At 71.7% G+C, this 23678-nt stretch carries 19 protein-coding genes; 6 read left to right on the top strand and 13 right to left on the bottom strand.

The window, feature by feature from the left end:
• Positions 1 to 18 precede the first annotated feature (18 nt).
• From AC07FT_RS05010 to AC07FT_RS05000, 3 genes are all read right to left on the bottom strand, one after another.
• A complete protein-coding gene (locus AC07FT_RS05010; protein WP_479174045.1) occupies positions 19 to 720 on the bottom strand; it encodes a GNAT family N-acetyltransferase in 702 nt (233 codons plus the stop codon).
• Positions 721 to 885: 165 nt separating this feature from the next.
• Positions 886 to 2859, bottom strand: a complete 1974-nt coding sequence (locus AC07FT_RS05005) for an IucA/IucC family protein (protein WP_479174043.1) — start codon at positions 2857 to 2859, stop codon at positions 886 to 888.
• Between the two features lie 612 nt (positions 2860 to 3471).
• On the bottom strand, positions 3472 to 5010 hold the full coding sequence (locus tag AC07FT_RS05000; protein WP_479174041.1) for a diaminobutyrate--2-oxoglutarate transaminase family protein: 1539 nt from the start codon (positions 5008 to 5010) through the stop codon (positions 3472 to 3474).
• Between the two features lie 238 nt (positions 5011 to 5248).
• On the opposite strand from AC07FT_RS05000, the gene AC07FT_RS04995 reads away from it, so the two are divergent.
• A complete protein-coding gene (locus AC07FT_RS04995) occupies positions 5249 to 6421 on the top strand; it encodes a trypsin-like serine peptidase (RefSeq protein ID WP_471192735.1) in 1173 nt (390 codons plus the stop codon).
• Positions 6422 to 6638: 217 nt separating this feature from the next.
• On the opposite strand, the gene hflX is transcribed toward AC07FT_RS04995, so the two are convergent.
• The 6 genes from hflX to miaA all read right to left on the bottom strand — a co-directional run bounded on the left by hflX (position 6639) and on the right by miaA (position 14992).
• Positions 6639 to 8138, bottom strand: coding sequence for a GTPase HflX (gene hflX / locus AC07FT_RS04990; protein ID WP_471192733.1), 1500 nt, complete (start codon positions 8136 to 8138; stop codon positions 6639 to 6641).
• Positions 8139 to 8263: 125 nt separating this feature from the next.
• On the bottom strand, positions 8264 to 9922 hold the full coding sequence (locus AC07FT_RS04985; protein WP_479174039.1) for a M1 family metallopeptidase: 1659 nt from the start codon (positions 9920 to 9922) through the stop codon (positions 8264 to 8266).
• 162 nt (positions 9923 to 10084) lie between these two features.
• Positions 10085 to 12268 carry a RelA/SpoT family protein gene (locus AC07FT_RS04980; RefSeq protein WP_479174037.1) on the bottom strand — a complete coding sequence of 728 codons (2184 nt, stop codon included), beginning with the start codon at positions 12266 to 12268 and terminating at the stop codon, positions 10085 to 10087.
• 136 nt (positions 12269 to 12404) lie between these two features.
• On the bottom strand, positions 12405 to 13328 hold the full coding sequence (dapF, locus tag AC07FT_RS04975) for a diaminopimelate epimerase (protein ID WP_479174035.1): 924 nt from the start codon (positions 13326 to 13328) through the stop codon (positions 12405 to 12407).
• A gap of 95 nt (positions 13329 to 13423) precedes the next feature.
• Positions 13424 to 13945, bottom strand: a complete 522-nt coding sequence (locus tag AC07FT_RS04970; RefSeq protein ID WP_479174508.1) for a hypothetical protein — start codon at positions 13943 to 13945, stop codon at positions 13424 to 13426.
• Positions 13946 to 14053: 108 nt separating this feature from the next.
• On the bottom strand, positions 14054 to 14992 hold the full coding sequence (gene miaA / locus AC07FT_RS04965) for a tRNA (adenosine(37)-N6)-dimethylallyltransferase MiaA (RefSeq protein ID WP_479174033.1): 939 nt from the start codon (positions 14990 to 14992) through the stop codon (positions 14054 to 14056).
• Positions 14993 to 15266: 274 nt separating this feature from the next.
• Here miaA and AC07FT_RS04960 point away from each other — a divergent pair, with 274 nt between their 5' ends.
• On the top strand, positions 15267 to 15428 hold the full coding sequence (locus AC07FT_RS04960; RefSeq protein WP_471192723.1) for a hypothetical protein: 162 nt from the start codon (positions 15267 to 15269) through the stop codon (positions 15426 to 15428).
• Between the two features lie 33 nt (positions 15429 to 15461).
• Positions 15462 to 15737: an antitoxin gene (locus AC07FT_RS04955; protein ID WP_479174030.1), complete on the top strand. Its 276-nt coding sequence runs from the start codon at positions 15462 to 15464 to the stop codon at positions 15735 to 15737.
• Between the two features lie 100 nt (positions 15738 to 15837).
• On the opposite strand, the gene AC07FT_RS04950 is transcribed toward AC07FT_RS04955, so the two are convergent.
• Together AC07FT_RS04950 and miaB are read right to left on the bottom strand one after the other, a co-directional pair.
• Complete coding sequence (locus AC07FT_RS04950; RefSeq protein WP_479174028.1) at positions 15838 to 16578, bottom strand: class III extradiol dioxygenase subunit B-like domain-containing protein; 741 nt, start codon at positions 16576 to 16578, stop codon at positions 15838 to 15840.
• A 164-nt stretch (positions 16579 to 16742) separates the two neighbouring features.
• The gene (gene miaB / locus AC07FT_RS04945; RefSeq protein ID WP_479174026.1) at positions 16743 to 18233 is read right to left on the bottom strand and encodes a tRNA (N6-isopentenyl adenosine(37)-C2)-methylthiotransferase MiaB; all 1491 of its coding nucleotides are present in this window, start codon (positions 18231 to 18233) and stop codon (positions 16743 to 16745) included.
• Positions 18234 to 18311: 78 nt separating this feature from the next.
• On the opposite strand from miaB, the gene AC07FT_RS04940 reads away from it, so the two are divergent.
• Positions 18312 to 19301 (top strand): TAXI family TRAP transporter solute-binding subunit, encoded by a 990-nt coding sequence (locus AC07FT_RS04940; RefSeq protein ID WP_471192715.1) that lies wholly within the window; start codon positions 18312 to 18314, stop codon positions 19299 to 19301.
• 51 nt (positions 19302 to 19352) lie between these two features.
• On the opposite strand, the gene AC07FT_RS04935 is transcribed toward AC07FT_RS04940, so the two are convergent.
• Together AC07FT_RS04935 and AC07FT_RS04930 are read right to left on the bottom strand one after the other, a co-directional pair.
• A complete protein-coding gene (locus AC07FT_RS04935) occupies positions 19353 to 20789 on the bottom strand; it encodes a sensor histidine kinase (RefSeq protein WP_479174024.1) in 1437 nt (478 codons plus the stop codon).
• 19 nt (positions 20790 to 20808) lie between these two features.
• Positions 20809 to 21519, bottom strand: coding sequence for a response regulator transcription factor (locus AC07FT_RS04930; protein ID WP_471192711.1), 711 nt, complete (start codon positions 21517 to 21519; stop codon positions 20809 to 20811).
• Positions 21520 to 21845: 326 nt separating this feature from the next.
• On the opposite strand from AC07FT_RS04930, the gene AC07FT_RS04925 reads away from it, so the two are divergent.
• Together AC07FT_RS04925 and AC07FT_RS04920 are read left to right on the top strand one after the other, a co-directional pair.
• A complete protein-coding gene (locus AC07FT_RS04925; RefSeq protein WP_431775793.1) occupies positions 21846 to 22616 on the top strand; it encodes an amino acid ABC transporter ATP-binding protein in 771 nt (256 codons plus the stop codon).
• Between the two features lie 114 nt (positions 22617 to 22730).
• On the top strand, positions 22731 to 23639 hold the full coding sequence (locus AC07FT_RS04920) for a glutamate ABC transporter substrate-binding protein (protein ID WP_479174021.1): 909 nt from the start codon (positions 22731 to 22733) through the stop codon (positions 23637 to 23639).
• The last annotated feature ends 39 nt before the right edge of the window (positions 23640 to 23678 follow it).

Raw genomic sequence — 23678 nt, 5'->3', positions numbered from 1 at the left:
GGATCAGAGAAGGGCCGATCAGAGGAGGTGGCGCAGGGCACGGTCGCGGAGCATCAGGGCCGCGCGCTTGCCCGGGAGTTCCACCTCCGCTGAGAAGCGGAAGCCCGCTCCGAGGAAGGCCGCGATAGAGGGGGTGTTGCGCAGATCCGGCTCGGCCACGACACGGGCGCAGGACGGACGGTGGTCGAGGACGAGATCGGCGGCAGCGCGCAGCAGTGTGGTGCCCAGACCCTGGCCTCGGTCGCTGACCCTGCCGATGAGGAGATGGATCCCGGTGTCATGCGGCCGGGCCGGGTAGTACCGGGCGAGCGGATCCAGATCGGCGCGGTACAGCTCCCAGTAGCTCATGGGCACCCCGTCGAGGACGCCGAGGCAGGGCACGCTTCGGCCATCACCCTCGAGCTGGCCGCCCAGGTGGCTCGCGGTGGCTTCGTCGGGACCGTCCAGCTCCCAGAAGGCGGCGACGGCGGGGTCGTTCATCCACTGGGCGATCAGCCGGAGGTCACGCCCGATGCGCACGGGGACGAGCTGGAAGGCGCCCGCCGAGGTGCTGGTGGGGCCCCACCCGGAGATCTGGTCCAGCAGGTCCGGACGACTGTCGGTCTCCGCCCCGGCGAGGTGCCCGTCACCGAGGTGTGCGGCGTCCTCCTCGTCCTGGCGCAGCCGCAGGTCGATGGTGTCGTCGGTCTCGGAGCTCGTGGTGGACTCGGTGTGCGGCACGGCGACGCTCTCCTCTCATGGGTCTCGGGCTCGTGGTGGTTCTCCGGCACGGCGTGGGGAGCGTGATGCGGTGTGGCCATGGCCGTGGGGCTGATCGGTGCGAGGGCATGTCCATGAGCGCGCGGCGAAGGGCGTTGTTGGCGAGACGCTTGTCGCTCGGGGACGTCATGGCGCAGGCAGGACAGCGGCGGCGGCCGATACGGCAAGGGGGTTGGTGATGGTGACGTAGACCGACTGGGTATCCACCGGGCCCACGAGTTCGTCCAGGCCGTGCAGCCGGGTGTGGAGATTGGCCTTGCAACGAAGGGTGGGTGTGTCGAGGAGCCGTGCGGGCAGTGGCGAGCGGGTCCGGTCAGGACCGGACGCCGCAGCGCCGAGGAAGCGGCGGAACGCGGCCAGCAGGACGGGCTCGTCCACGAGGCGCTGTGATCCGAACGCCCCGATCAGACCGAGGACATTGTTGATACCGAGGTAGTAGGCGAACCGCTCGTCGGTGACCTCGTCGGAGACGAAGGTGTCGCTGCGGGCTCCGATGCCCGGCAGCCGTCGTTGGAGTTCGGAGCGCCGGGACTCACGGAAGTAGTAGCCCTGGTTGTCCCGGTAGCGGCCGCCGACGGGCCAGCCGTCTGGGTCGAGCAGCACCAGCGTGTTCTGCTGATGGGCTTCCAGCGCGATACCGGCCTCTCCGTCCAGCCAGAGCACGGGGCGTACGACCGTGTGCAGATAGCGCAGGAACCACTCGGCGGCGACGGCCGCACCGGAGCGGCCGGTGCGGGCGGCGAGCCGGGCCACGAGGTGGGCGAGCCGGGAGCGCATCACCGGCTGGCCCGGCCAGGGCCGGAGGGCGATCAGTCCGGCGACGCACACCGCGTCGTCGCCCGGTCCGAACGGGTTGTGCCGGATGGCGACATCGATTCCGGTCAGCGGTTCCCCGTCCGGCCCGTCGACCGCGAGCCAGGCGGGGTCCCTGACGATGTCGAAGCCGGGGAAGCCGGAGAAGGCCGCCCGCCACTGCTCGGCCAGTCCGCTGCGGAGCAGCCGATGGACCTCCACACCGCGGTGGAGTTCCTTGCGCAGGTTCTCACGACGGGAGTTGGTGATCCGGAGACCGAGGGAGAGTTTGAGCATCGCGGGCGCACCGGGCCGGTACACGGTGCGCACCGAGGACGTGGGGCTCCAGTGGGCGCCTGAGGGCCCCAGGTCATGCAGTACGCCCGTGTCGAAGAGCTCGGTGACGGCGGGGCGGTGCCTGATCTCCCGGGCCTGCCAGGGATGAAGGGGCAACGGGATGGTTCCGGGCGGAAGTTGAAGGCCACTGCCCGCGAGGGAGAGGGCGAGTCGCTCGGCGGGGACGGTCCGGCCCCGCTCGGTCCAGGCCGACTCACAGACCAGCGCCGATCGGTCCACGGCGATCCAGTGCAGAGGGAAGGAACCGTGCGACTCCGGTGAGCAGAGGGTCGATTCGCTGTCGGAGAGCCCCTCGCGGCTCTTCGGGGCGGGATGGAGGGGGTGACCGAGGACGAGGGACTGCTCCGCGCTGAGAAAGGGGGTGTGCGCACCGGGGTCGGCCGGTACGGCTCGACGGTGGGAGAGGAAGGCGGCGGTGCGCCGTACGGAATCCGCGACCCGGCCGACGAGTTCGGTGCCGTCCGCGTCGGGGTCGTCCCGGCGAGCGCCATAGGCGGCTTCACGGGTGAGCAGCGCCGCCAGGGTCACCGCGCCGACGGAGGGTGCGTCATGGGGACCGTGCTCCAGCACCGGCGGCCCGAAGCGGTGCCAGCCGGTGGGCGACCAGTAGCGCAGAGGGACGAGCAGGACGGTTCCGCTCGCGGCGAGGGGGATACGGAGGGTGTCGCCGTCGGGGCACGGGGTGCCCTTCTCCCGGACCCAGCAGCGCAGCAGGTTCTCGACACCCGCCGCGTCGGCCGCGACCTGTGGGTCGGGGTCATCGAGCGGGTCGGGAGCCACCGCCGGGAGGCAGCCGGAGGCGGGCAGACTCCGGCCGCCAGGGCGCGGGGCGCTCGGGCGCGGAGCGAGGGGTGCCAGAGACGGGGGTCCGGACGGGGGCGGGGGCAGGGGCACCTGGGAGCTTCGGCCTGGAGCACCTGGCTCCTGGCGCGGCAGCGTCCCCGCCGCCACTCCCGGATTCGCGGAAGACGGTGTTCCGGGCACGGGAGGCAGAACGAGGGCCGGGGGCGGCACCGCCGTGGGCGGCGTCGTGAGCGGCACGGGTGGCGCAGATGACGCGGTGGTCCGCGCTGTGGAGGGAACCACGGCTCCCTCCCCCGCCGTCCGCGCGACGGGGGACGGCAGAACCACCGGCGGCACGGCGACCGGCGGTTCCCCGGCACGCGGCCCTTCCGTCCCCGGCCCCTCGGGTCGCGACCCGTCGGCTCCCGGCCCACCGCCGGCTGAACCGCCGGTGCCCGACGCTTCTGTGGGCGGCGCTCCTCCCGGAGAGCCCTCCGCCGCGCCACCGTGGGGCGGAGAGGTCGCCGTGGTCACTGTCCCCGTCGGGGATGGCTGTGCCGGTGGGACGGGACGGGCGGGACGGCGGCCCGGGGCACCGCGGCCGGTCGAGGGTCCGGCCTCTGGTTCCGGCTGGGGACCCGGCTGGGAAGGAAGGGGGTCTCCCCCGAGGGAGTGCGGCATGGTGGGTTCGGCTCGGGCATCACGTCGGTCGGTCCGTGGGCCCGGTGCCTGCCTCCTTCGCTGGTGCGGTGGGGGTGCGGGAGTGCGGTGCGGGACACGTCACCGGTGGTCGCCGACGAACGGGGCCACGGCGGAGGGCCGTTCGGGACCGGGGCCGAGGCCAGAGCCAGGGCCGAGGCCAGGGGCTCCGGCGGTGCGGATCGCGGCGTCGAGGGCGTCGGCAAGCCGGTTGAGCACCGCTTCGGCTTGTTCGTCGGTGATGGTCAGGGGCGGAAGGAGGCGGATCACCGCGCTGTGGCGGCCACCCAGTTCGACGATCAGGCCACGCTGCAGACACTCCTGCTGGACGGCCGCCGCGAGCATCGGCGCGGCGGGCCGGGCCCCGGGACGGCCGCTCCCCGGTCGTTCGGCTTCCGGCCGCTCGGCTCCTGGCCGCTCGACTCCCGGTCGTCCGGCTGCAAGCTGTTCGGCTTCCGGCTGTTCGGCCTCGGGGTTGACCAGTTCGAGGCCGATCATGAGGCCACGGCCGCGGACGTCGCCGATATGGGGGTAGCGCTCGGCGAGTTGGCGCAGACGGTGCAGCATGCGCTCACCGAGGGCGGCGGCACGCTCCGCGAGCCGGTTCTTCCGTACGTATGCGAGGGTCGCCGCACCGGCCGCCATGGCCAGCTGGTTGCCGCGGAAGGTGCCCGCGTGAGCGCCCGGGCGCCAGGCGTCCAGCGCCTCGTGGTAGACGACGACGGCCAGCGGCATGCTGCCGCCGATGGCCTTCGACAGCACCATCACATCGGGCACCACACCGCTGTGCTGCACCGCCCAGAAGGCGCCGGTGCGCCCGACGCCGGTCTGCACCTCGTCCACGATCAGCGGGATGGAACGGGCCGAGGTGATGTCCCGCATCCGCCGGAGCCAGCCGTCCGGGGCCGGGATCACACCGCCCTCGCCCTGCACCGGTTCCAGGATCATCCCGGCCGGGGCGCCGGCCCCGCCCTTGGGGTCGTCGAGGAGTTGTTCGGTCCAGCGCGCCGAGAGCTCCGCGCCGTGCTCCCCGCCCACGCCGAAGGGACAGCGGTAGTCATAAGGGAAGGGCAGCCGGGTCGTGCTCACCGAGGGGGCGCCGCCGGACGCGGCCAGCGCTCCGGCCGTCATTCCGTGGTAGGCACCGGAGAAGGCCAGCAGTCCGTCCCGGCCGGTGGCGGTCCGCACCAGCTTGAGGGCGGCCTCGACCGCGTCCGTGCCCGCCGGGCCGCAGAACTGCACCCGTGCGTGGCGGGCGAGCCCGGGCGGCAGGGTGCTGAACAGCTCTTCGGTGAAGGCGTCCTTGACCGGTGTGGCCAGGTCCAGGACCTGGAGCGGCGCACCCGAGTCCAGCACGCCCCGGATGGCCTCCAGCACCACCGGGTGGTTGTGGCCCAGCGCCAGGGTCCCCGCGCCGGAGAGACAGTCGAGGTAGCGGTGGCCGTCGGCTCCCTCGATCGTCAGCCCCCGCGCACGCACCGGCACGATGGGCAGCGCCCGCGCATAGGTGCGGGCGGCGGACTCCCGCAGGGCCTGGCGCCGCAGAATGCCCTGGGCTCCACTCCCGGTGCCCTCGGGCCCGTCCGGCAGGGGAATCGGCGGGAGTTCGGTCACGGCCATGACTCACGGTCCTCCTGCTGCTGAACGCCCTCCGACAGTCCCCCGTACGTACCAACGACGGGTCAGCCCCGGGATCACGGGCTGACCGAAGATCCTTGCCGTACGGGAACCACGGACCCGCCTTCAGCCGTCGTAGGCGGCACCGGCATAGTGGGAGACCATCCCGCCGTCGGGGCGGTGCATGACAAGTCCACACCGGACGCAGAGCAGCTCAGAACATTCAGGGGGAGTTCCACCGATGCCATCCACACGCCGACCCGCGCTGGCCGTGGCCGCGGTCACCGCCGTACTGGCGCTGACCGCCACCGCCTGCGACTCGTCGGACGACACGACCGAGTCCAAGGCACCGGCATCGTCGGGCCAGGAGAGCACGGGTGACATCAAGCTGCCCGACAACCTCAACGACAGGCTCAAAAACCTCGGCGTCGACCTCGACGAGTGGAAGAACGGCGCCTGGAACAAGTGGAACAAGGACGACTGGCTGCGCGAGGCCGGTGACTTCATCAACCCGATCATCAAGGGTCTGTGGAAGCCGGACCGGATGCGGGACGCGCAGGAGCCCGATCAGCCCGTCGACGACGGTGACATCGATGACCAGGGTGTGACCGACCCGGACCCGAAGCCGGTCACGGCCAAGGAGGTCAGCCACCCCTACAGCGGCAAGGTCCCCTACGCGGGCAAGGTCTTCTTCGACAGCCCCGAGGGTTCGATGGTCTGCTCCGCGACCGTGGTCAAGGACCCCGCGCACCCCGGCAAGTCCAACATGGTGTGGACCGCTGGCCACTGTGTCCACGCGGGCAAGGGCGGCGGCTGGTACAAGAACCTGATGTTCGTGCCGTCCTACAACGACGCCGGTAAGGCGGCGGCCGAGCTCAAGAACGCCACCAAGGAAGAGCTCGCGCCCAAGGGCGTCTGGTGGGCCGACTGGGCGCAGACCTCCTCGCAGTGGATCGACAACGGCGCCGCGGTCGGCGGCAAGGGCGCTCCCTACGACTTCGCGGTGATCCACGTGAAGCCGGAGAACAGCGGCGGCAAGTCGCTGGAGGAGACGGTCGGCGGCGCGCTGCCGGTCGACTTCAACGCCCCGGCGGTGAAGTCCATCAAGAACATCACGGCCACCGGTTACCCGGCAGCCCCGCCGTTCGACGGCCAGAAGATGAACCAGTGCGCGGACAAGCCGGGCCGGTTGTCGCTGGACGCCAAGCAGCCGACCATGTTCCGCATCGGCTGCACGATGACCGCCGGTTCGTCCGGCGGCGGCTGGGTCGCCACCGGCTCCGACGGCAAGCCCGCGCTGGTGTCCAACACCTCCATAGGCCCGTCCAACGCCACCTGGCTGGCCGGTCCGCACCTCGGCCCCGAGGCCAAGGGCGTTTACAACGCGGTGAGCAAGAAGTTCGCGAACCAGTGAGCCGGAGAGATCCGGAGAGATCCGGAGAGATCCGGAGAGCCGGGCGATCGGAAGAGCGGGAGGACCGGTGACCCGCGGCATCCGGTGAGCCGGTAGGCGCCTGGCGGGCCCGCTCGCCACGCGCCCCGGCGCAGCGCATCCACCACATGGGCGAGGGCCCGCCCCCGGATCTTCCGGGGGCGGGCCCTCGTCGTAGCGGAGAGCGGGGAGCAGGGAGCTACTGCGACGCGGACGCCGTCGGCGCGTAGCGCTTCAGCTCGGCCGCCAGCTCCTCGTGTACCCGCGCCCTGAGCAGCGTGCCCTCCGCGGTGTGCTCCTCGGAGATCACCTCACCGTCGGCGTGCGTACGCGAGACCAGCTTGCCCTCGGTGTAGGGCACCAGGGCCTCCACCTCGACCTGCGGCCGCGGCAGCTCCTCGTCGATCACGGCGAGCAGCTCGTCGATGCCCTGCCCGGTTCGGGCCGACACCGCCATCGCCCGCCGCTCCAGACGCAGCAGCCGCTGGAGGACCAGCGGGTCCGCCATATCCGCCTTGTTGATCACCACGATCTCGGGCACCTCGACGGCGCCCACCTCGCGGATCACCTCGCGCACGGCGGCCAGCTGCTCCTCCGGCACCGGATGCGAACCGTCCACCACGTGCACGATCAGATCGGCGTCGCCGACCTCCTCCATGGTGGAGCGGAACGCCTCCACGAGGTGGTGCGGCAGATGGCGTACGAACCCGACGGTGTCCGCCAGGGTGTAGAGCCGCCCGCTGGGCGTCTCCGCCCGCCGCACGGTCGGGTCCAGGGTGGCGAACAGCGCGTTCTCCACCAGGACACCCGCCCCGGTCAGCCGGTTGAGCAGCGAGGACTTACCCGCGTTGGTGTATCCGGCGATGGCGACCGAGGGGACCTTGTTCCGCCGGCGCTCCTGCCGCTTGATGTCACGGCCGGTCTTCATCTCGGCGATCTCGCGGCGCATCTTCGCCATCTTCTCGCGAATGCGGCGCCGGTCCGTCTCGATCTTGGTCTCACCGGGACCACGGGTGGCCATACCGCCGCCCGAGGAGCCGGAGCCACCACCACCCATCTGCCGGGACAGCGACTGACCCCAGCCGCGCAGCCTCGGCAGCATGTACTGCATCTGCGCGAGCGAGACCTGTGCCTTGCCCTCACGGGACTTGGCGTGCTGCGCGAAGATGTCGAGGATCAGGGCGGTGCGGTCGACCACCTTGACCTTGACGACGTCCTCGAGATGGATCAGCTGGCCGGGGCTCAGCTCACCGTCGCATACGACGGTGTCGGCACCGGTCTCGATCACGATGTCGCGCAGTTCCTCGGCTTTGCCGGAGCCGATGTAGGTGGCCGGATCCGGCTTGCTACGGCGCTGGATGACCCCGTCGAGCACCAGCGCGCCCGCGGTCTCCGCGAGGGCTGCCAGCTCGGCCAGGGAGTTGTCCGCGTCGTGGACCGTACCGGACGTCCAGACGCCGACCAGCACCACACGCTCCAGGCGCAGCTGCCGGTACTCGACCTCGGTGACGTCCTCGAGCTCCGTGGAGAGTCCCACCACGCGCCGCAGCGCGGCACGCTCGGAGCGGTCGTACTGATCGCCGTCACGCTCCTCGTCGATCGCGTGACTCCAGGCGACGTCCTCTTCCATCAGGGCGTCGGCCCGAAGGCTCTCGGCGGTGCGCTGCCGGTCCTGCGGAAGGGAAGAGGAGTGGGTCAAAGGAATCCTTACGTCGTGGGACATTCTCTCTCGACAACGCGTGACGGGGCCGCGGGATTCCCGCGTCCGGCCGCGACGCCGACCCCTCGATGGTCCCACGGGGTGGCCGGGGCGTCACTCGGGTTTCACGGGCGGACGGAGGGCGTGGCGCCCCCGCGCGCCCGTCTATCCCCGTCCCCCGACCCGGTTCCGCCCGCCGCTCCCACCCCGGTTCCCGGCCCCGTACGCACCTTCCGGCCCGCCTTGGCGTCCGTTCCCGTCCCCGTCTCGGTCCTCGGCGCGGCCTTCCACGTCGGACGGCCCGGCATCGGCGGTGTCTTCGTCCCGTACAGCCAGGGGTTCAGGAATCCGGCCACGTCCCGGCCGGTCACCTCCGAGGCGAGACGCGTGAAGTCCGAGGTGGAGGCGACTCCGTCCCGGTGCCGGACCACCCACTGCCGCTCCAGCCGTTCGAACGCCTCCCGCCCGATGTGCTGCCGCAGCGCATAGAGGACCAGGGCGCTGCCGTCGTAGACCACCGGGCGGAAGATGCCGATCTGCTGGCCGGGTTCGGCGGGCCTGGGCGCGGCGGGTGGCCCTCCGGCGGCGCGCCAGCCGTCGGACTGCCGGTACGCCTCGCGCATCCGCCGTTCCAGGCTCGCCTTGCCCCGCTCGTCCGCGTAGAGCGCCTCGTACCAGGTGGCGTGCCCCTCGTTGAGCCACAGATCCGACCAGCGGCCCGGGGCGACGCTGTCGCCGAACCACTGGTGCGCCAGCTCATGCACCATGATCGATTCGAGGTACCAGCGGGGCAGGCCATGGCCGGTGAACAGACCGCGCTCGAACAGCGACAGCGTCTGTGTCTCCAGCTCGAAACCGGTGCTGGCGCCCGCGATCAGCAGACCGTAGGTCTCGAAGGGGTACGGTCCGGCCTTCCGCTCCATCCAGGCCAGCTGCCCCGGGGTGCGCGCCAGCCAGGGCTCCATCCGCTTCCGGTCCGCGACGGGCACGACATCGCGCACCGGCAGTCCGTGCGGCCCGGTGCGGCGCAGGACGGCGGAGCGTCCGATGGAGACCTGGGCCAGTTCGGTGGCCATGGGATGGGCGAGGCGGTACGCCCAGGTGGTGCGCGCCCCCTTGCGCACCCGCTCCAGCGGCAGGCCGCCCGCCACCACCGTCAGGTCGCGCGGGGCGGTGACCCTGATGGTGAACCGGGCCTTGTCGGACGGATGGTCGTTGCAGGGGAAGACGCGGTGGGCGGCGTCCGCCTGGTTGGCCATGGCGAGACCGTCGCGGGTGCGGACCCAGCCGCCGTTCGCCGTGTCGCGCGGATCGCTGGTGTGCCGGACGGTGATCGCGAAGGTGTCGTCCGCGCCGATCGGCTCGGAGGGAGTGATCACCAGGTCCTCGGCGGCGGTGGTGAAGCGGGCCGGGGCACCGTTGACCCGGACGGAGCGGACACTGCCCTCGGCGAAGTCGAGATTGATGGTGGGCAGCGAGGTGGTGGCGCGCGCGGAGATCGTGGTCACGGCGCCCAGCGGACGGTTCGCGCGCCGGTAGTCGAAGGCGAGGTCGTACGCGGAGACGTCGTACCCGGGGTTCCCGAGGTTCGGGTACAGCGGGTCACCGATGCCCAGGGCCCTCGGTCCCCGGGAGTCCCCCTGGCCCGATGCCGTGATCCGGCCCACCGCGGAGGACGGACCGAGCGCGATCAGCGCGACGGCCACCGAGACGGCCGCGAGGGCGGTCCTGCCGCGCCCGGATCGGGGCGAGGGCCGCGGGCGTCGCCCCGGGGAATGGCTCATGCCCTACGGCTACCAGCGCCCCGGCACGGGCGCAGTTCCACCGGACCCGGATCCACCCGAAGGAGTTGCGGAAAGCCGCGGAGCCCGGTACCTGCACACCAATCCAGGGACCGCGAGACAGAGGGGTGTGGAGGGTGAAAGTCCGGTCGCGGAGGGGTGCGGTCAGGAGCGAGCGCCCGCCATGCTCCGGCTCTCCCGCGTCACGTCGTAGACGCCGGGCACATTGCGCATCGCCCGCATCAGCGCCGGCAGCCGCCCCGCGTCGGACAGCTGGAGCGTGTAGGTGTGCCGGACCCGCTGCTCACGGGGCGGCTCGACGGCGGCGGCGACCACCTCGGCGCCCTCGGCGGCGATGGCCTCGGTGAGGTCGGCGAGCAGATGCGGACGGCTGAACGCCTCGGCGAAGAGAGTGACGCGGTAGTCCCCGCTTCCCTCGCTGTCGCCCTCGTCCGCCCACCGCACCCCGACGGTCGTACGCCCGGCCGCGATCATCCGCCCCACACCCGAGCACTGCTCACGGTGGACGGTCACGGCCCCGCCGCGCACCGCGAACCCGGTGACCGTGTCCGGCGGTACCGGAGTGCAGCAGCGGGCGAGCCGCACGGTGACGCCGGGCAGGTCGACGACGATGCCCGCCTCCCGGCGTCCGGCACCGCCCGCCGTGGTGACCACCCGGGCGGTCGGGGACACCGTGTCCTGCTCACCGTCGGCCTGCTGTTCCCCGCCGCGGTCCCGGGGCTGCTGGGTCTGCTGCTCGGGGTGGGCCGGATGGGCGGCCAGCCAGCGGTTGATGGCGATGCGCGCGGCGGGGGTACGGGCGTGGTCCAGCCACTTCGGCGACGGACCGTGCGAGGCCGCGTCCTTGGTGTCGGGGGCCATCAGCAGCTGGAGCGTGTCACCGTCGCGCAGCACCGTGCTGAGCGTCGCGATGCGGCCATTGACCCGGGCGCCGATACAGCCGTGGGCGTCCTCGCCGAACTGGGCGTACGCCGCGTCCACACAGCTGGCGCCCGCGGGCAGACCGAGGGTGCCCCCGTCGGACCGGAAGACGGTGATCTCCCGGTCCTGGGCGAGGTCGTCGCGGAGCGAGGTCCAGAAGATGTCCGGATCGGGGGTGGCGCTCTGCCAATCGAGGAGCCGGGACAGCCAGCCGGGGCGGGTGGGGTCGGCCCGCTCACCCTCCGGGGTGTCGGCGGTGTCGCTGGGGGCGTAGGGATTGCCGAGGGCGATCACCCCGGCCTCCGCCACCAGGTGCATCTGGTGGGTGCGGATGAGGATTTCGGCCACATCGCCGCCGCGCCCGGCGACCGCCGTGTGGAGCGACTGGTAGAGGTTGAACTTGGGGACGGCGATGAAGTCCTTGAACTCCGAGATGACCGGGGTGAAACAGGTGTGCAGTTCGCCGAGGACCGCGTAGCAGTCGGCATCCTCGGCGACGAGCACCAGCAGCCGCCCCAGATCGGCGCCGGTCAGCTCGCCGCGCTTGCGCCCGACCCGGTGCACCGAGACGAAGTGCCGTGGCCGGACCAGGACTTCGGCGGTGATGCCCGCCTCCTGCAGTACCCCGCGTACGTCCTCCGCGGCGTGGGCCAGCGGGTCGGGGCGGCCGGCGTGGGTCTGGAGGAGCTCGCGGGTGCGGGCGTACTCCTCGGGGTGGAGGATGGCGAAGACCAGATCCTCCAGCTCGGTCTTGAGCGCCTGGACACCGAGCCGTTCGGCGAGCGGGATCAGCACATCGCGGGTGACCTTCGCGATGCGGGCCTGTTTCTCGGGGCGCATCACGCCGAGGGTGCGCATGTTGTGCAGCCGGTCGGCGAGTTTGATGGACATCACCCGGACGTCGTTGCCGGTGGCGACGAGCATCTTGCGGAAGGTCTCGGGCTCGGCCGCCGCCCCGTAGTCGACCTTCTCCAACTTGGTGACGCCGTCGACGAGATAGCGCACCTCCTCGCCGAACTGCTCCCCCACCTGATCGAGGGTCACCTCGGTGTCCTCGACCGTGTCGTGGAGCAGAGAGGCCGTCAAGGTCGTGGTCTCCGCGCCCAGTTCGGCCAGGATCAGCGTGACGGCCAGCGGATGTGTGATGTACGGCTCACCACTTTTCCGCATCTGACCGCGGTGGGAGGACTCGGCGAGCACATACGCCTGGCGCAGAACGTCCAGATCCGCGCCCGGATGGTGGGCGCGATGGACCTTGGCCACATGCTCGATCGCGTCCGGCAGCCGACCGCGGGCCGTCGGCCCCAGCAGGGCCGCCCGGCTGAACCTGCGGAGATTGCGCAGGTCGAGGCGGGGGAGGCCGCGCCTGCGGCCGAGAGCGGCGTGATCGGTGGCCTCTGCGCTCATGGGCACCTCCGGCGGCGTCGAGCGTCAACCGGCGTGGGCACTCCCCCGGGGCCGGTGCTTGATGCTATCGAGCCCATCACGCACGGCCGACCGGCTCTCGCCCAGAGTGAAACGGATCACCCATTCGAGGGAGGTGTCAGCCGAGGGCCGTGTCCAGCCAGGCGGCGTCGAACTCCCCCTCGGCCACGATCACGGCAGGGCCGGTCATCTCCACCGTACCGTCAGGCCGCTCGCTGATGACAAGGCGCCCTCCGGGCACGTCCACGGTGTAGGTGACGGGGTGTCCGGTGACCGCGGGGTCAACTCCGTCGCGGCGCGCGGCGGCCACCATCACGGCGCAGGCGCCGGTGCCGCAGGAGCGGGTCTCACCGGAGCCGCGCTCGTGCACCCGCAGGGCGACGTGACGGGGGCCGCGGTCCACGACGAACTCGACGTTGGTGCCGTGCGGATAGGCCGCAGCGGGGCTCACGGCGGGTGCGGTGAACAGGTTTCCGGCGTGGCCGAGGTCGTCGACGAACGCGACGGCGTGCGGATTGCCCATGTTCACGTGGCGGGCGGGCCAGCTGCGCTCGCCGACCGTGACGGTGATCGCGCCCTCGGGGCCCGGCTCGGGCAGCAGGGCCTTGCCCATGACGACGGTGACCGCGCCCTCGCCGTCCCCGGCGGCCCCGTCCGTGCTGTCGGGTGCCTTGGCGATGTGGACGTGGCGGAGTCCGGCCCGGGTCGCGATCGTGAGGTCGCCCTCTTCGGCGAGCCCGGCCCGCTGGAGGTAGCGGGCGAAGACGCGCACGCCGTTGCCGCACATCTCGGCGATGCTGCCGTCGCCGTTGCGGTAGTCCATGAACCACTCGGCCCGGTCGGCCATCTCCCGCGCCTCGGAGTGCGCCGAGGACCGCACGACGCGGATCAGCCCGTCGGCACCGACTCCGGCGCGGCGGTCGCAGATCCGGGCGACGGCGGCCGGGGACACCTCGAGGTGCCCGTCCAGGTCGGGGACGATGACGAAGTCGTTCTCGGTGCCGTGCCCCTTGAGGAAGGGCAGCCGGGGCGTGGTGCTCATCCCTCGATCCTACGGGTGCGCCCCGGACGGCGTCGCCCGGCGCCCGGCGGGCGGACATGGCAGCGGCCGGGCCGCGAAGACCGGCAGGGCAGGACCTAGCGGAGGCGGGCGACCCGCCAGAACGTGAGCGCGGCGAGCACTGCCACGATCCCCACGTAGAGCAGGACGAAGCGCCAGTCGGGGCGGCGGCCGGAGCCCCGGGGCGGCAGACCGGGCCAGGTGTAGCCCACCCGGCGGGCCGCCATCAGGCCCCAGCCCGCGGCGCAGCAGCTGAGCAGCAGCCCCAGCATGGCCACCACCGCCCCGCCGTCGCCGAACTCGAAGGCGAGCGGGAACGCGAACATCAGCGAACCGAGGATGCCCAGGCCGACGATGGGCGCGAGCTGCCAGACCCGCAGTCTGCGCGGCGGACGGAGCTCGCGGAAGGACTCCTCGGACACCGGCTCACCGGGGTCGTCGAGAACCGGATCGCCGAGCACCACGTCGTCGAGGGCCGGATCGCCGAGGACCGGGGCTCCCGGCTCGATCGGTCCGGCGCCATCGGGACCGTCCGTGGTCAGTGGCCGCGGGTCGCCGAGCGGCGCCTGCTGTGATGCGTCACGAGGGCCGGCCTCCATCGCCACACGCCCTCCCAACTCCAGACACCGCGGCACGATCGGAGCTCGATGATGGCATGCCCGCGGGGGGCCGCATGACGAGCGGAGCGTCCCGATGCCATCACGTGATCAGGCTGTGACCGCCCGTTCAACCAACGCGAGCGCGCTCGGCAGCAGTTCCGCGCGCCGCTCGACGGCACCGCTGAGCCAGTGCACCCGGGGGTCCCGGCGGAACCAGGAGTCCTGGCGGCGGGCGAACCGCTTGGTGGCACGCACCGTCTCGTCCCTCGCCTCGTCCTCGGTGCACTGCCCCGCGAGGGCGGCGAGCACCTGCTGGTAGCCCAGTGCCCGGGAGGCCGTACGCCCCGACCGCAGCCCGAGCTCCTCCAGTCGGCGGACCTCCTCCACCAGACCGGCCTCCCACATCCGGTCCACCCGCAGCGCGATCCGCTCGTCGAGCTCGGGCCGCTCGACGTCGACCCCGATCTGGAGGGTGTCGTAGACGGCCTCATGGCCCGGCAGATTGGCGGTGAAGGGGCGTCCGGTGATCTCGATGACCTCCAGCGCCCGCACCACCCGGCGGCCGTTGCTGGGCAGGATCGCCCGCCCGGCCTCGGGGTCGGCAGCCGCGAGCCGGGCGTGCAGGGCTCCCGGGCCGTGCTCCTCGAGCTCGGCCTCCAGCCGGGCCCGGACCGCGGGATCGGTGCCCGGGAAGTCGAGCGCGTCGATGGCGCCGCGGACGTACAGGCCGGAGCCGCCCACCAGGACCGGGGTGCGGCCCTCGGCGAGCAGCCGGTCCATTTCCGCGCGGGCCAGCCGCTGGTACTCGGCGACGCTGGCCGCCTGGGTGACGTCCCAGATGTCCAGGAGCCGGTGCGGCACCCCCTGCCGCTCCTCCTCCGTCAGCTTGGCGGTGCCGATGTCCATGCCCCGGTAGAGCTGCATGGAGTCGGCGTTGACGACCTCACCGTCGAGGTGACGGGCGAGAGCGACGCCCAGATCGGACTTTCCGGCCGCGGTGGGGCCGACGACGGCGATGACTCGCGGCGGGTGGCCTGCTGTATTCACCGCACCAGTCTCCCAAACCCCCGAGGGGTTCCTCGAACGAGCGACGTGACGGGACACCGCCGGGTTCGTTGCCTGTTGCGAGATTCCTAGGACCGGAACGGGGAAACCGGTCTCCGCGAGCGCCGCAATGGGACGCTCCGAGCGGCACGGGATTTCGCCCACACGAGTAGGCTATGGAGTAGATATGGGCGTGTTTTCCAGGTTTCGTCGTAGGTCGAAGGAGGCGGGGCGCTCGTCCGAGGGGGCGCCATCCGAGAAGACCACGGCCGACCCCGTGACGGCGGAGCCCGAGTCCGGGACGGCCGCCGCCGAGGAGACGGCGGAGGCGGTGCGGAGCGAAGAGGAGACCGTGGCGGGCGAGGGTGCCGGGATCCCCAAGCAGCTGTCGGCCGAGGAGTCGGCGGACAGCGAGGCCGGCGAGAACGCCCGCACCTAGCCATTCGATGAGGGAAGGTGGCCCATGGGCCTGATGGACAATCTCAAGGCCAAGGCCGGTGCCATGAAGGGCAAGGCCGGCAGCTTCGCGCAGCAGCACGAGGCGAAGATCGAGCGTGGGCTGGAGAAGGCCGCCAAGACGGTCGACTCCAAGACCAAGGGCAAGTACACCGGCAAGATCGAAACCGGCACGGGCAAGGCGAAGGACGCCCTGAACCGCCTCTCCCACATGGACGAGCACGAGCACAAGGAAAAGGGCCGGAACGACGAGCAGGGCGGGGGCAAGACCTCCGGCGGCGAAGGGGTCTGACCCCCGCCCGCCCGGTCCCCGCCGGTGCGCGGCCGCGGAGCACCACGCCCCGTGGCCGCGCCCGCGCGTGCCCGGCCCGGCGTCCGGCTGCGGACCGGGGCTAGGACCAGTCGGCCACGAAGTACCCCACGCCGTACGGCGCCTCGTCATACCGCAACTCCCCCTTCAGCGCCGCCCCCTCACCCGCCCCCGCGAGAACGTGCAGCGGCGCGCGACCGGCTGCCTGGAGCTCCTCCGCCAGCTCCTCGTCCAGCGCGGCCAGGGCCGCGGGGTCGGCCGACCCCAGCGCCCGCGCCACCGCGGCGTCGAACGCCGCGGCCCGCTCGTCGAGATAGCCCGGGGCCTTCAGCGTCCGGCATGCGCTGCCATCGGCCATCACCAGCAGCGCCAGCCGCTCCGCCCCCGCGGCGAGCTCCCTTCCGACTTCTTTACACCGCTCGGCCGCGAGAGGTTCCCCCACACCCAGCCCCTCGACCGGTACGGCACCGTCCCACCCCGCGTGCTCCAGGAGCCAGGCACCGACCGCGAGCGACGGCGGCAGCGTCCGCCGCTGGCCAGAAGCGGTATCCGGAGCGGTATCCGGTACGGCCGGACCACCCAGCCGTACCTCGAGATCCACGCCGAAGCCGTGGAAGGAGCCGCCCGCCCCCTGGGGGTGGGGGCCCCGCCCGGCCGGGCCGGCGGGCCCCACCACGATCAGCCGCTCCGGCCGTACCGCCGCGACCGCCGCGATGGCCTCGGCGCACGCCGCGCGCAGCGGGTCCAGCTCGGGAGCGGCCCCGGCGGCGACCTCGGGCACCAGGAGGGGCGGGCACGGGCAGACGGCGGCGGCGATCAGCATGATCGGCAGCCTATCCGGCGTGTCCGCGCCGGGAGGCCGAGTGCGCAGCACCTCGGCCACCCCGGACCGGTGCGCCGGACCCCTCGCGTACGGGATCCGGTATGCCCGGCCTGCCGCTTCGCGAACGCGTGACGCCAGCCCCGCCCGGCCCCGCCCCCGTCGCGTCAGTCGCAGCCGCAGCCCGCGGCCGGTGCGGGCGCGGGGGCCGGGGCACCGATGGTCGGCAGCCCGAGCATGACGCCCGCGGGCTTCTTCTGCTCCGCCGCGTTCCGCCGCTCCCAGGCGTCGCCCGCGCGAGTGCTCCGCACCCCGCGGGTCGGGCCTTCGGCGAGCAGGTGGTGCGGGGCGGCGTAGGTGATGTCGACCGTGACCACGTCACCGGGGCGCACGGGCCCCTCGGGCCGGGTGAAGTGGACCAGGCGGTTGTCGGGGGCACGGCCGGACAGCCGCCGGGTGGCGTCGTCCTTGCGGCCCTCACCCTCGGCGACCAGCACCTCCAGCGTGCGGCCGACCTGCTTCTTGTTCTCCTCCCAGGAGATCTCCTCCTGGAGGGCGACCAGCCGCTCGTAGCGCTCCTGGACGACGGCCTTCGGGATCTGGCCCTCCATGTCGGCGGCCGGGGTCCCGGGCCGCTTCGAGTACTGGAAGGTGAACGCCTGCGCGAATCGGGCCTCGCGCACCACGTGCAGCGTCTGCTCGAAGTCCTCGTCGGTCTCCCCGGGGAAGCCGACGATGATGTCGGTCGAGATGGCGGCGTCCGGCATCGCGGCGCGCACCTTCTCGATGATGCCCAGGAAACGCTCCTGCCGGTACGAGCGGCGCATCGCCTTCAGCACGGTGTCCGAACCGGACTGGAGCGGCATGTGCAGCTGGGGCATCACGTTCTCCGTCTCCGCCATGGCGGAGATGACGTCGTCCGTGAAGTCCCGGGGGTGCGGAGAGGTGAACCGGACCCGCTCCAGACCCTCGACCTTGCCGCAGGCGCGCAGCAGCTTGCTGAACGCCTCGCGGTCACCGATGTCCGACCCGTACGCGTTCACGTTCTGGCCGAGCAGGGTGATCTCGCTGACACCCTCCGCGACCAGCGCCTCCACCTCGGCCAGGATGTCGCCGGGACGGCGGTCCTTCTCCTTGCCGCGCAGCGCCGGGACGATACAGAAGGTGCAGGTGTTGTTGCAGCCGACGGAGATGGAGACCCACGCGGCGTACGCGGACTCCCGCCGTGTCGGCAGGGTGGAGGGGAAGGCTTCCAGCGACTCGGCGATCTCGACCTGCGCCTCCTCCTGGACGCGGGCGCGCTCCAGGAGCACCGGCAGGCTGCCGATGTTGTGCGTGCCGAAGACGACGTCGACCCACGGCGCCTTCTTCACGATGGTGTCGCGGTCCTTCTGGGCCAGGCACCCGCCGACGGCGATCTGCATACCCGGCTTCCGCGCCTTGACCGGCGCCAGCCGGCCGAGATTGCCGTACAGCCGGTTGTCGGCGTTCTCCCGCACCGCGCAGGTGTTGAAGACGACGACATCGGCCTCGCCCTCACCGGTCTCCTCCGGCGCGCGCACGTAGCCCGCGCCTTCCAGGAGGCCGGAGAGCCGCTCGGAGTCGTGGACGTTCATCTGGCACCCGTAGGTGCGCACCTCGTAAGTCTTCGCACTCATCTCAATCGACCAGGGTACGGGGTCGTCCGCCTCCCCCGCCCCTCCCTTCCCGGGAGGAAGTTTGGCAGGATCGCGGTCATGGCCGTCACCCTTCCGCGTCTCGACCGGCGCCGCGCCCTCCAGTCCGCGGCTGCGGGCCTGGTCGTGCTCGCGCTGCTGCTGTGGTGGCTGCTGCCGGTCGGGGGCGGGAGCTCGCCCAGCGGGCGGATCACCTTCACCACCGGAGTCTCCACCGGGGTCTACGACACCTACGGCCAGATGCTCCAGCAGGACCTGGCCCGGGACCTGCCCGACGTGGACGTCGATCTGATCCAGTCCCGTGGCTCCCCGGACAACGTCGAGCGGCTGGCCGAGGGCAAGGCCACCTTCGCGATCGCCGCCACCGACGCCGTCGCCGCCTACCGGGGCGAGGGCGCGGGCCGGCTGCGGGCATGCGCCCGCCTCTACGACGACTACATGCAGCTGGTCGTCCCCCGGGGCTCCGCGGTGCGCTCCGCGCGGGACCTGCGGCACCTGAAGGTCGGCGTGGGCGACGACGGCTCGGGCGTCCAGCTGATCACCCGGGCGCTGCTGAAGGCCGCCGGGGTCGACTTCGACAAGGACATCACCGCGGTCCGGGCCGGGATCGACACCATGCCGAAGCTGCTGCGGCAGGGGAAGCTGGACGCCTTCTTCTGGTCGGGCGGGCTGCCCACCACCGCGGTGCGCACCCTGGCGCGCGCCTATCCGATCCGGCTGGTCCAGCTCGGCGACCTCACCAGCCGGCTGCACCGGCAGGGCGGGGTGACGCGCTACTACCGGGCGGCGACCGTGCCCGCCGACGCGTACGCGGACATACGCCGACCTGAGCCGGTCAAGACGATCGCCGTACCGAACCTCCTGGTCACCACGGACCGGGTGGACCCCGATCTGGCGGAGGGCGTCACCCGCACGGTGATAAAGAACCGGGACCGCATCGGGGCGCAGGTGCATGCCGCCCAGAAGGTGGACCTGCGGACCGCCGTCTTCACCGATCCACTCGCTCTGCACCAGGGTGCGGCGCGCTACTACCGCTCGGTCAAGCCTTAGCCGGTCAGGGCGGGCCCCGTCCCCGCCCCGGCCCACCCCCGTCCCGTCCCGTCAGGCGCGGACCTGTCCCGGCCCGGCCTGGGGTTCGGTGCGCGGGAGGGTGATGGTGACGCACAGTCCGCGCGGCTCGTTGGGGGCGTAGGAGATCGTGGCCCCGCCCGCGGCCAGCAGGGCGCGGGTGATGGACAGCCCCAGCCCGGAGCCCGAGACGTTCTGGTGGCGGCTGCTGCGCCAGAAGCGGTCCCCGATCCGCGCCAGTTCGTCCTCGGTCAGCCCGGGGCCGCCGTCGGCGACGGTGATCGCGACAGTGTCGCCCTCCGTGCGCGCCGAGACCTCCACATGGGCTCCCTCCGGCGTGAACTTCAGGGCGTTGTCCACCACCGCGTCCAACGCGCTGGACAGGGCCACCGGATCCGCCCAGCCGGTGACGGCCGCCGGGCCGGTGTAGGCGAGGCCGACCTCCTCGCGCTCGGCGACCGGGAGCCAGGCGCCGACCCGGTCGGCGGCCAGTTCGGCGATGTCGGTGAGGCGGAGGTCAGCGGCGGTGTGCTCGGCCAGAGCGAGGTCCAGCAGGTCGTCGAGGACGCTGGCCAGCCGCTTGCCCTCGGTGCGCACCGAGGCGATCTCCTCGTGCCCCGGCGGCAGTTCCAGCGCCAGCAGCTCGATCCGCAGCAGCAGCGCCGAGAGCGGATTGCGCAGCTGGTGGGAGGCGTCCGCGACGAACGCCCGCTGCTGTTCGAGGACTTCCTCGACGTTGTCCGCCATCTCGTTGAACGAACGGGCCAGCCGGCGCAGCTCAGGAGGGCCGGAGGCGGCCGCGACCCGCGACTGCATGCGGCCGGTCGCGATGTCGTGGGTGGCCGTGTCCAGGACCCGCACCGGCCGCAGCACCCAGCCGGTGAGCCGGAAGGCCGCGGCCACCGCCAGCAGCATCGCGGCGACCTCGCCCGCGCCGATCAGCAGCCAGCCGTGCAGGATGCGGGAGCGCATCTGCCCGGTGGGCGAGTCGGTGACGACCACGGCCACCACGTCCCCGTCCCGGACGACGGGGGACGCCACGGTGAGCCGCCCCCGCTGCCAGGGCCACACCTGGTGCGGATCGTGGCTGCGGCGCCCGGCGAGGGCCTCGTCGAACGCCTCGGCGCCGTCGCCGGTCCGGGGCAGCCGCCAGCCCTCGGGCGCCTCGGCCATGGGCGGGGCGTCACGGTCGCGGTAGAACACCCCGGCCTTGATCCCGTAGAGGTCGTGGTAGCGCCTGAGCTCGGACTGCAGGGTCTCCCGCCGCTCGTCCCCGTCGGGGGTGGCCTCGCCCGAGGGCCCGGCCGTGACGAACTGGGCCAGCGCCGCGAACCGCGCGGTGTCGTCGATCCGGTCGACGACCACCCGCTGCTGTTCCCGCGCGGCCAGGCTCCCGGCCAGCGGGAAGCCCAGCGCGAGCAGCACGCCCGCCATGAGGACGATGAGCAGCGGAAGGAGTCGAGTGCGCACCCAGGGTTCCCGTGGTCGTTCAGGGGGACGGGACGACGAGACGGTAGCCCACCCCGCGCACCGTCTCGATCAGCGCGGGCAACCGCAGCTTGGAGCGGAGGGAGGCGATGTGCACCTCCAGGGTGCGCCCGGTCCCCTCCCAACTGGTGCGCCACACCTGGCTGATGATCTGCTCCCGGCGGAAGACCACCCCGGGACGCTGGGCGAGCAGGGCCAGCAGATCGAACTCCTTACGGGTGAGCGAGACGGCCACACCGTTCACCAGCACCTGGCGGGTGGGCAGTTCGATGGTCACCGGACCGAGCCGCAGCGGCGGCTGGGGACCGGCCGCGGGCTCCTCGGCGGGCGGGGCGGGGTCCGACGGGACGGTGCGGCGGCTGACCGCGTGGATACGGGCCAGCAGCTCCATGGTGTCGTAGGGCTTCACCACGTAGTCGTCGGCGCCGAGGTTGAGGCCGTGGATGCGCGAGCGCACGTCCGACCGTGCGGTCACCATGATCACGGGGGTGGCTGTGCGCTTGCGTATCCGGCCGCAGACCTCGAATCCGTCCTGGTCGGGCAGGCCGAGGTCGAGCAGGACGACACCGAAGGGCGCACCGGTGTCGGGCAGCAGCGCCTGGAGCGCCTCCTCACCGCTGCGCGCGTGGGTGACGTCGAAGCCGTGCCGGGACAGCACTGCGGACAGGGCCGCGGCGACATGGTTGTCGTCCTCGACGAGCAGCAGTCTCACCGGATGCCCGCACCACCTTCATCGCTCGATTCATCACTTGGTCGCTCAAGGAATCACAAAAATTCATGGGAGGACTGGCGTCCCGTAGCCCCGGACCACGAACATGGCCACAGGGCATCCATGCCGATCGACGGCCGGTCGTCAAGACGCTTTCGGTCACACAGTGGTTTCCGTTATGTAGCCGGTACGACAAGGCCGCAACCCCTTTACGGAGCGTATCCGGCAGCGGCCATATCGTTATCCTCAATTTCAGCTCAGATGTAATGACGCTGGTCGCGACAGCTCATTAATGTCCTCCCAACCGAGGAGGACGGAGCGAGACGCCGATGAGCGAAGTATCGGTGACCAAGGACGCCACACCGGACGCGTTGGTTGCGCTGTCAGGAGTCAACAAGCACTTCGGCGCGCTGCATGTACTCCAGGACATCGACCTGACCATCGCCCGGGGCGAAGTGGTCGTGGTGATCGGACCCTCCGGGTCCGGTAAGTCCACCCTGTGCCGGACCATCAACCGGCTGGAGACCATCGACGACGGTTCCATCACGATCGACGGCAAGCCCCTGCCCCAGGAGGGCAAGGAGCTCGCCCGGCTGCGCGCCGATGTGGGCATGGTCTTCCAGTCCTTCAACCTCTTCGCGCACAAGACCGTGCTCGAGAACGTGATGCTGGGCCAGCTCAAGGTTCGCAGGACGGACAAGAAGGCGGCTGAGGACAAGGCCCGCAAGCTGCTCGACCGAGTCGGCGTGGGCACACAGGCGGACAAGTACCCCGCCCAGCTCTCCGGCGGCCAGCAGCAGCGGGTGGCGATCGCCCGCGCACTGGCCATGGACCCGAAGGTGATGCTCTTCGACGAGCCGACCTCGGCGCTCGACCCGGAGATGATCAACGAGGTGCTGGAGGTCATGCAGCAGCTCGCCCGGGACGGGATGACGATGGTCGTCGTCACCCACGAGATGGGCTTCGCGCGCTCCGCGGCGAACCGGGTGGTCTTCATGGCCGACGGGCGCATCGTCGAAGAAGCCGAGCCGGACCAGTTCTTCAACAACCCCCGCAGCGACCGGGCGAAGGACTTCCTGTCGAAGATCCTTCACCACTGATCATCTGATCACCCGGTGGCTCCCCCAGGCCGCCGACCTGTTTCCGCGATGACGCACTGAATCGACCTGAGACGACGTACCGATACGGCGTTCCGAACCAAGAGGGATGGCACCATGAGCATGCGTAAGACGGCCGCGGCGGCCACGGTGGTACTCGCGCTGGCAGCGACGGCGACCGCCTGTGGCGGAGACTCCGGCACCGCCGGTGACAAGCCGAAGGGCGGCGACGTCAAGAGCGGCACCTACAAGGTCGCCAAGGGCGTGAAGCTGGACTCGCCGACCCTGAAGAAGGCGCAGCAGCGCGGCAAGCTGATCATCGGTGCCAAGGCCGACCAGCCCTACCTCGGCTTCGTGGACACCGAGGGCAATCGCTCCGGTTTCGACATCGAGATCGCCAAGATGGTCGCCGCCGACCTCGGCTTCTCCGAGAAGCAGATCGAGTTCAAGACGGTCGACTCCAACGTCCGTGAGACCTCGATCTCCAAGGGCCAGGTCGACTACTACGTCGGCACCTACACCATCAACGACGAGCGCAAGAAGCAGGTCGGCTTCGCGGGCCCGTACTACGAGGCCGGCGCCGACCTCCTGGTCCGCAAGGACGAGAAGGGCATCACCGGCCCGGACAGCGTCAAGGGCAAGAAGGTCTGCTCGATCGTCGGCTCGACTCCCCTCCAGGAGATCAAGAAGTCGAAGTACGGCGCCAAGACCACCGAGCTCGGCAAGTACTCGCTCTGCGTCAAGCAGCTCCTCGACGGCCAGGTCGACGCGGTCACCACCGACGACGCGATCCTCAAGGGCTACGCGGCCCAGCGGCCCAGCAAGCTCAAGGTGGTCGGCAAGCCGTTCACCAAGGAGCCCTACGGCGTCGGCATGGACAAGGGCGACAAGGCGCTCCGCGACGCGATCACCGACGCGCTGGAGAAGCACATCAAGAACGGCGACTACAAGAAGGCGTACGACGGCACGCTCGGCAAGTCCGGCTCGTCCTACGTCGCGCCGAAGACCCCCCTGCCGCGCTACTGAGCCCGCACGTCACCGCGCCTGCCGGCTCCGGTCGGCAGG

Source organism: Streptomyces sp. NPDC045899, assembly GCF_056431485.1.
This window is presented reverse-complemented; position numbering and strand designations above follow the sequence as displayed.

What these genes read in the sequence shown, in the direction of transcription:
- AC07FT_RS04925 (WP_431775793.1), top strand. Translation starts at nt 21,846, where the DNA reads ATGAGCGAAGTATCGGTGACCAAGGACGCCACACCGGACGCGTTGGTT.
- AC07FT_RS05000 (WP_479174041.1), bottom strand. Translation starts at nt 5,010, where the DNA reads ATGGCCGTGACCGAACTCCCGCCGATTCCCCTGCCGGACGGGCCCGAG.
- AC07FT_RS04980 (WP_479174037.1), bottom strand. Translation starts at nt 12,268, where the DNA reads ATGAGCGCAGAGGCCACCGATCACGCCGCTCTCGGCCGCAGGCGCGGC.
- AC07FT_RS04970 (WP_479174508.1), bottom strand. Translation starts at nt 13,945, where the DNA reads ATGGAGGCCGGCCCTCGTGACGCATCACAGCAGGCGCCGCTCGGCGAC.
- AC07FT_RS04985 (WP_479174039.1), bottom strand. Translation starts at nt 9,922, where the DNA reads ATGAGCCATTCCCCGGGGCGACGCCCGCGGCCCTCGCCCCGATCCGGG.
- miaB (WP_479174026.1), bottom strand. Translation starts at nt 18,233, where the DNA reads ATGAGTGCGAAGACTTACGAGGTGCGCACCTACGGGTGCCAGATGAAC.
- AC07FT_RS04940 (WP_471192715.1), top strand. Translation starts at nt 18,312, where the DNA reads ATGGCCGTCACCCTTCCGCGTCTCGACCGGCGCCGCGCCCTCCAGTCC.
- AC07FT_RS04995 (WP_471192735.1), top strand. Translation starts at nt 5,249, where the DNA reads ATGCCATCCACACGCCGACCCGCGCTGGCCGTGGCCGCGGTCACCGCC.
- AC07FT_RS04950 (WP_479174028.1), bottom strand. Translation starts at nt 16,578, where the DNA reads ATGCTGATCGCCGCCGCCGTCTGCCCGTGCCCGCCCCTCCTGGTGCCC.
- dapF (WP_479174035.1), bottom strand. Translation starts at nt 13,328, where the DNA reads ATGAGCACCACGCCCCGGCTGCCCTTCCTCAAGGGGCACGGCACCGAG.
- AC07FT_RS04920 (WP_479174021.1), top strand. Translation starts at nt 22,731, where the DNA reads ATGAGCATGCGTAAGACGGCCGCGGCGGCCACGGTGGTACTCGCGCTG.
- AC07FT_RS04955 (WP_479174030.1), top strand. Translation starts at nt 15,462, where the DNA reads ATGGACAATCTCAAGGCCAAGGCCGGTGCCATGAAGGGCAAGGCCGGC.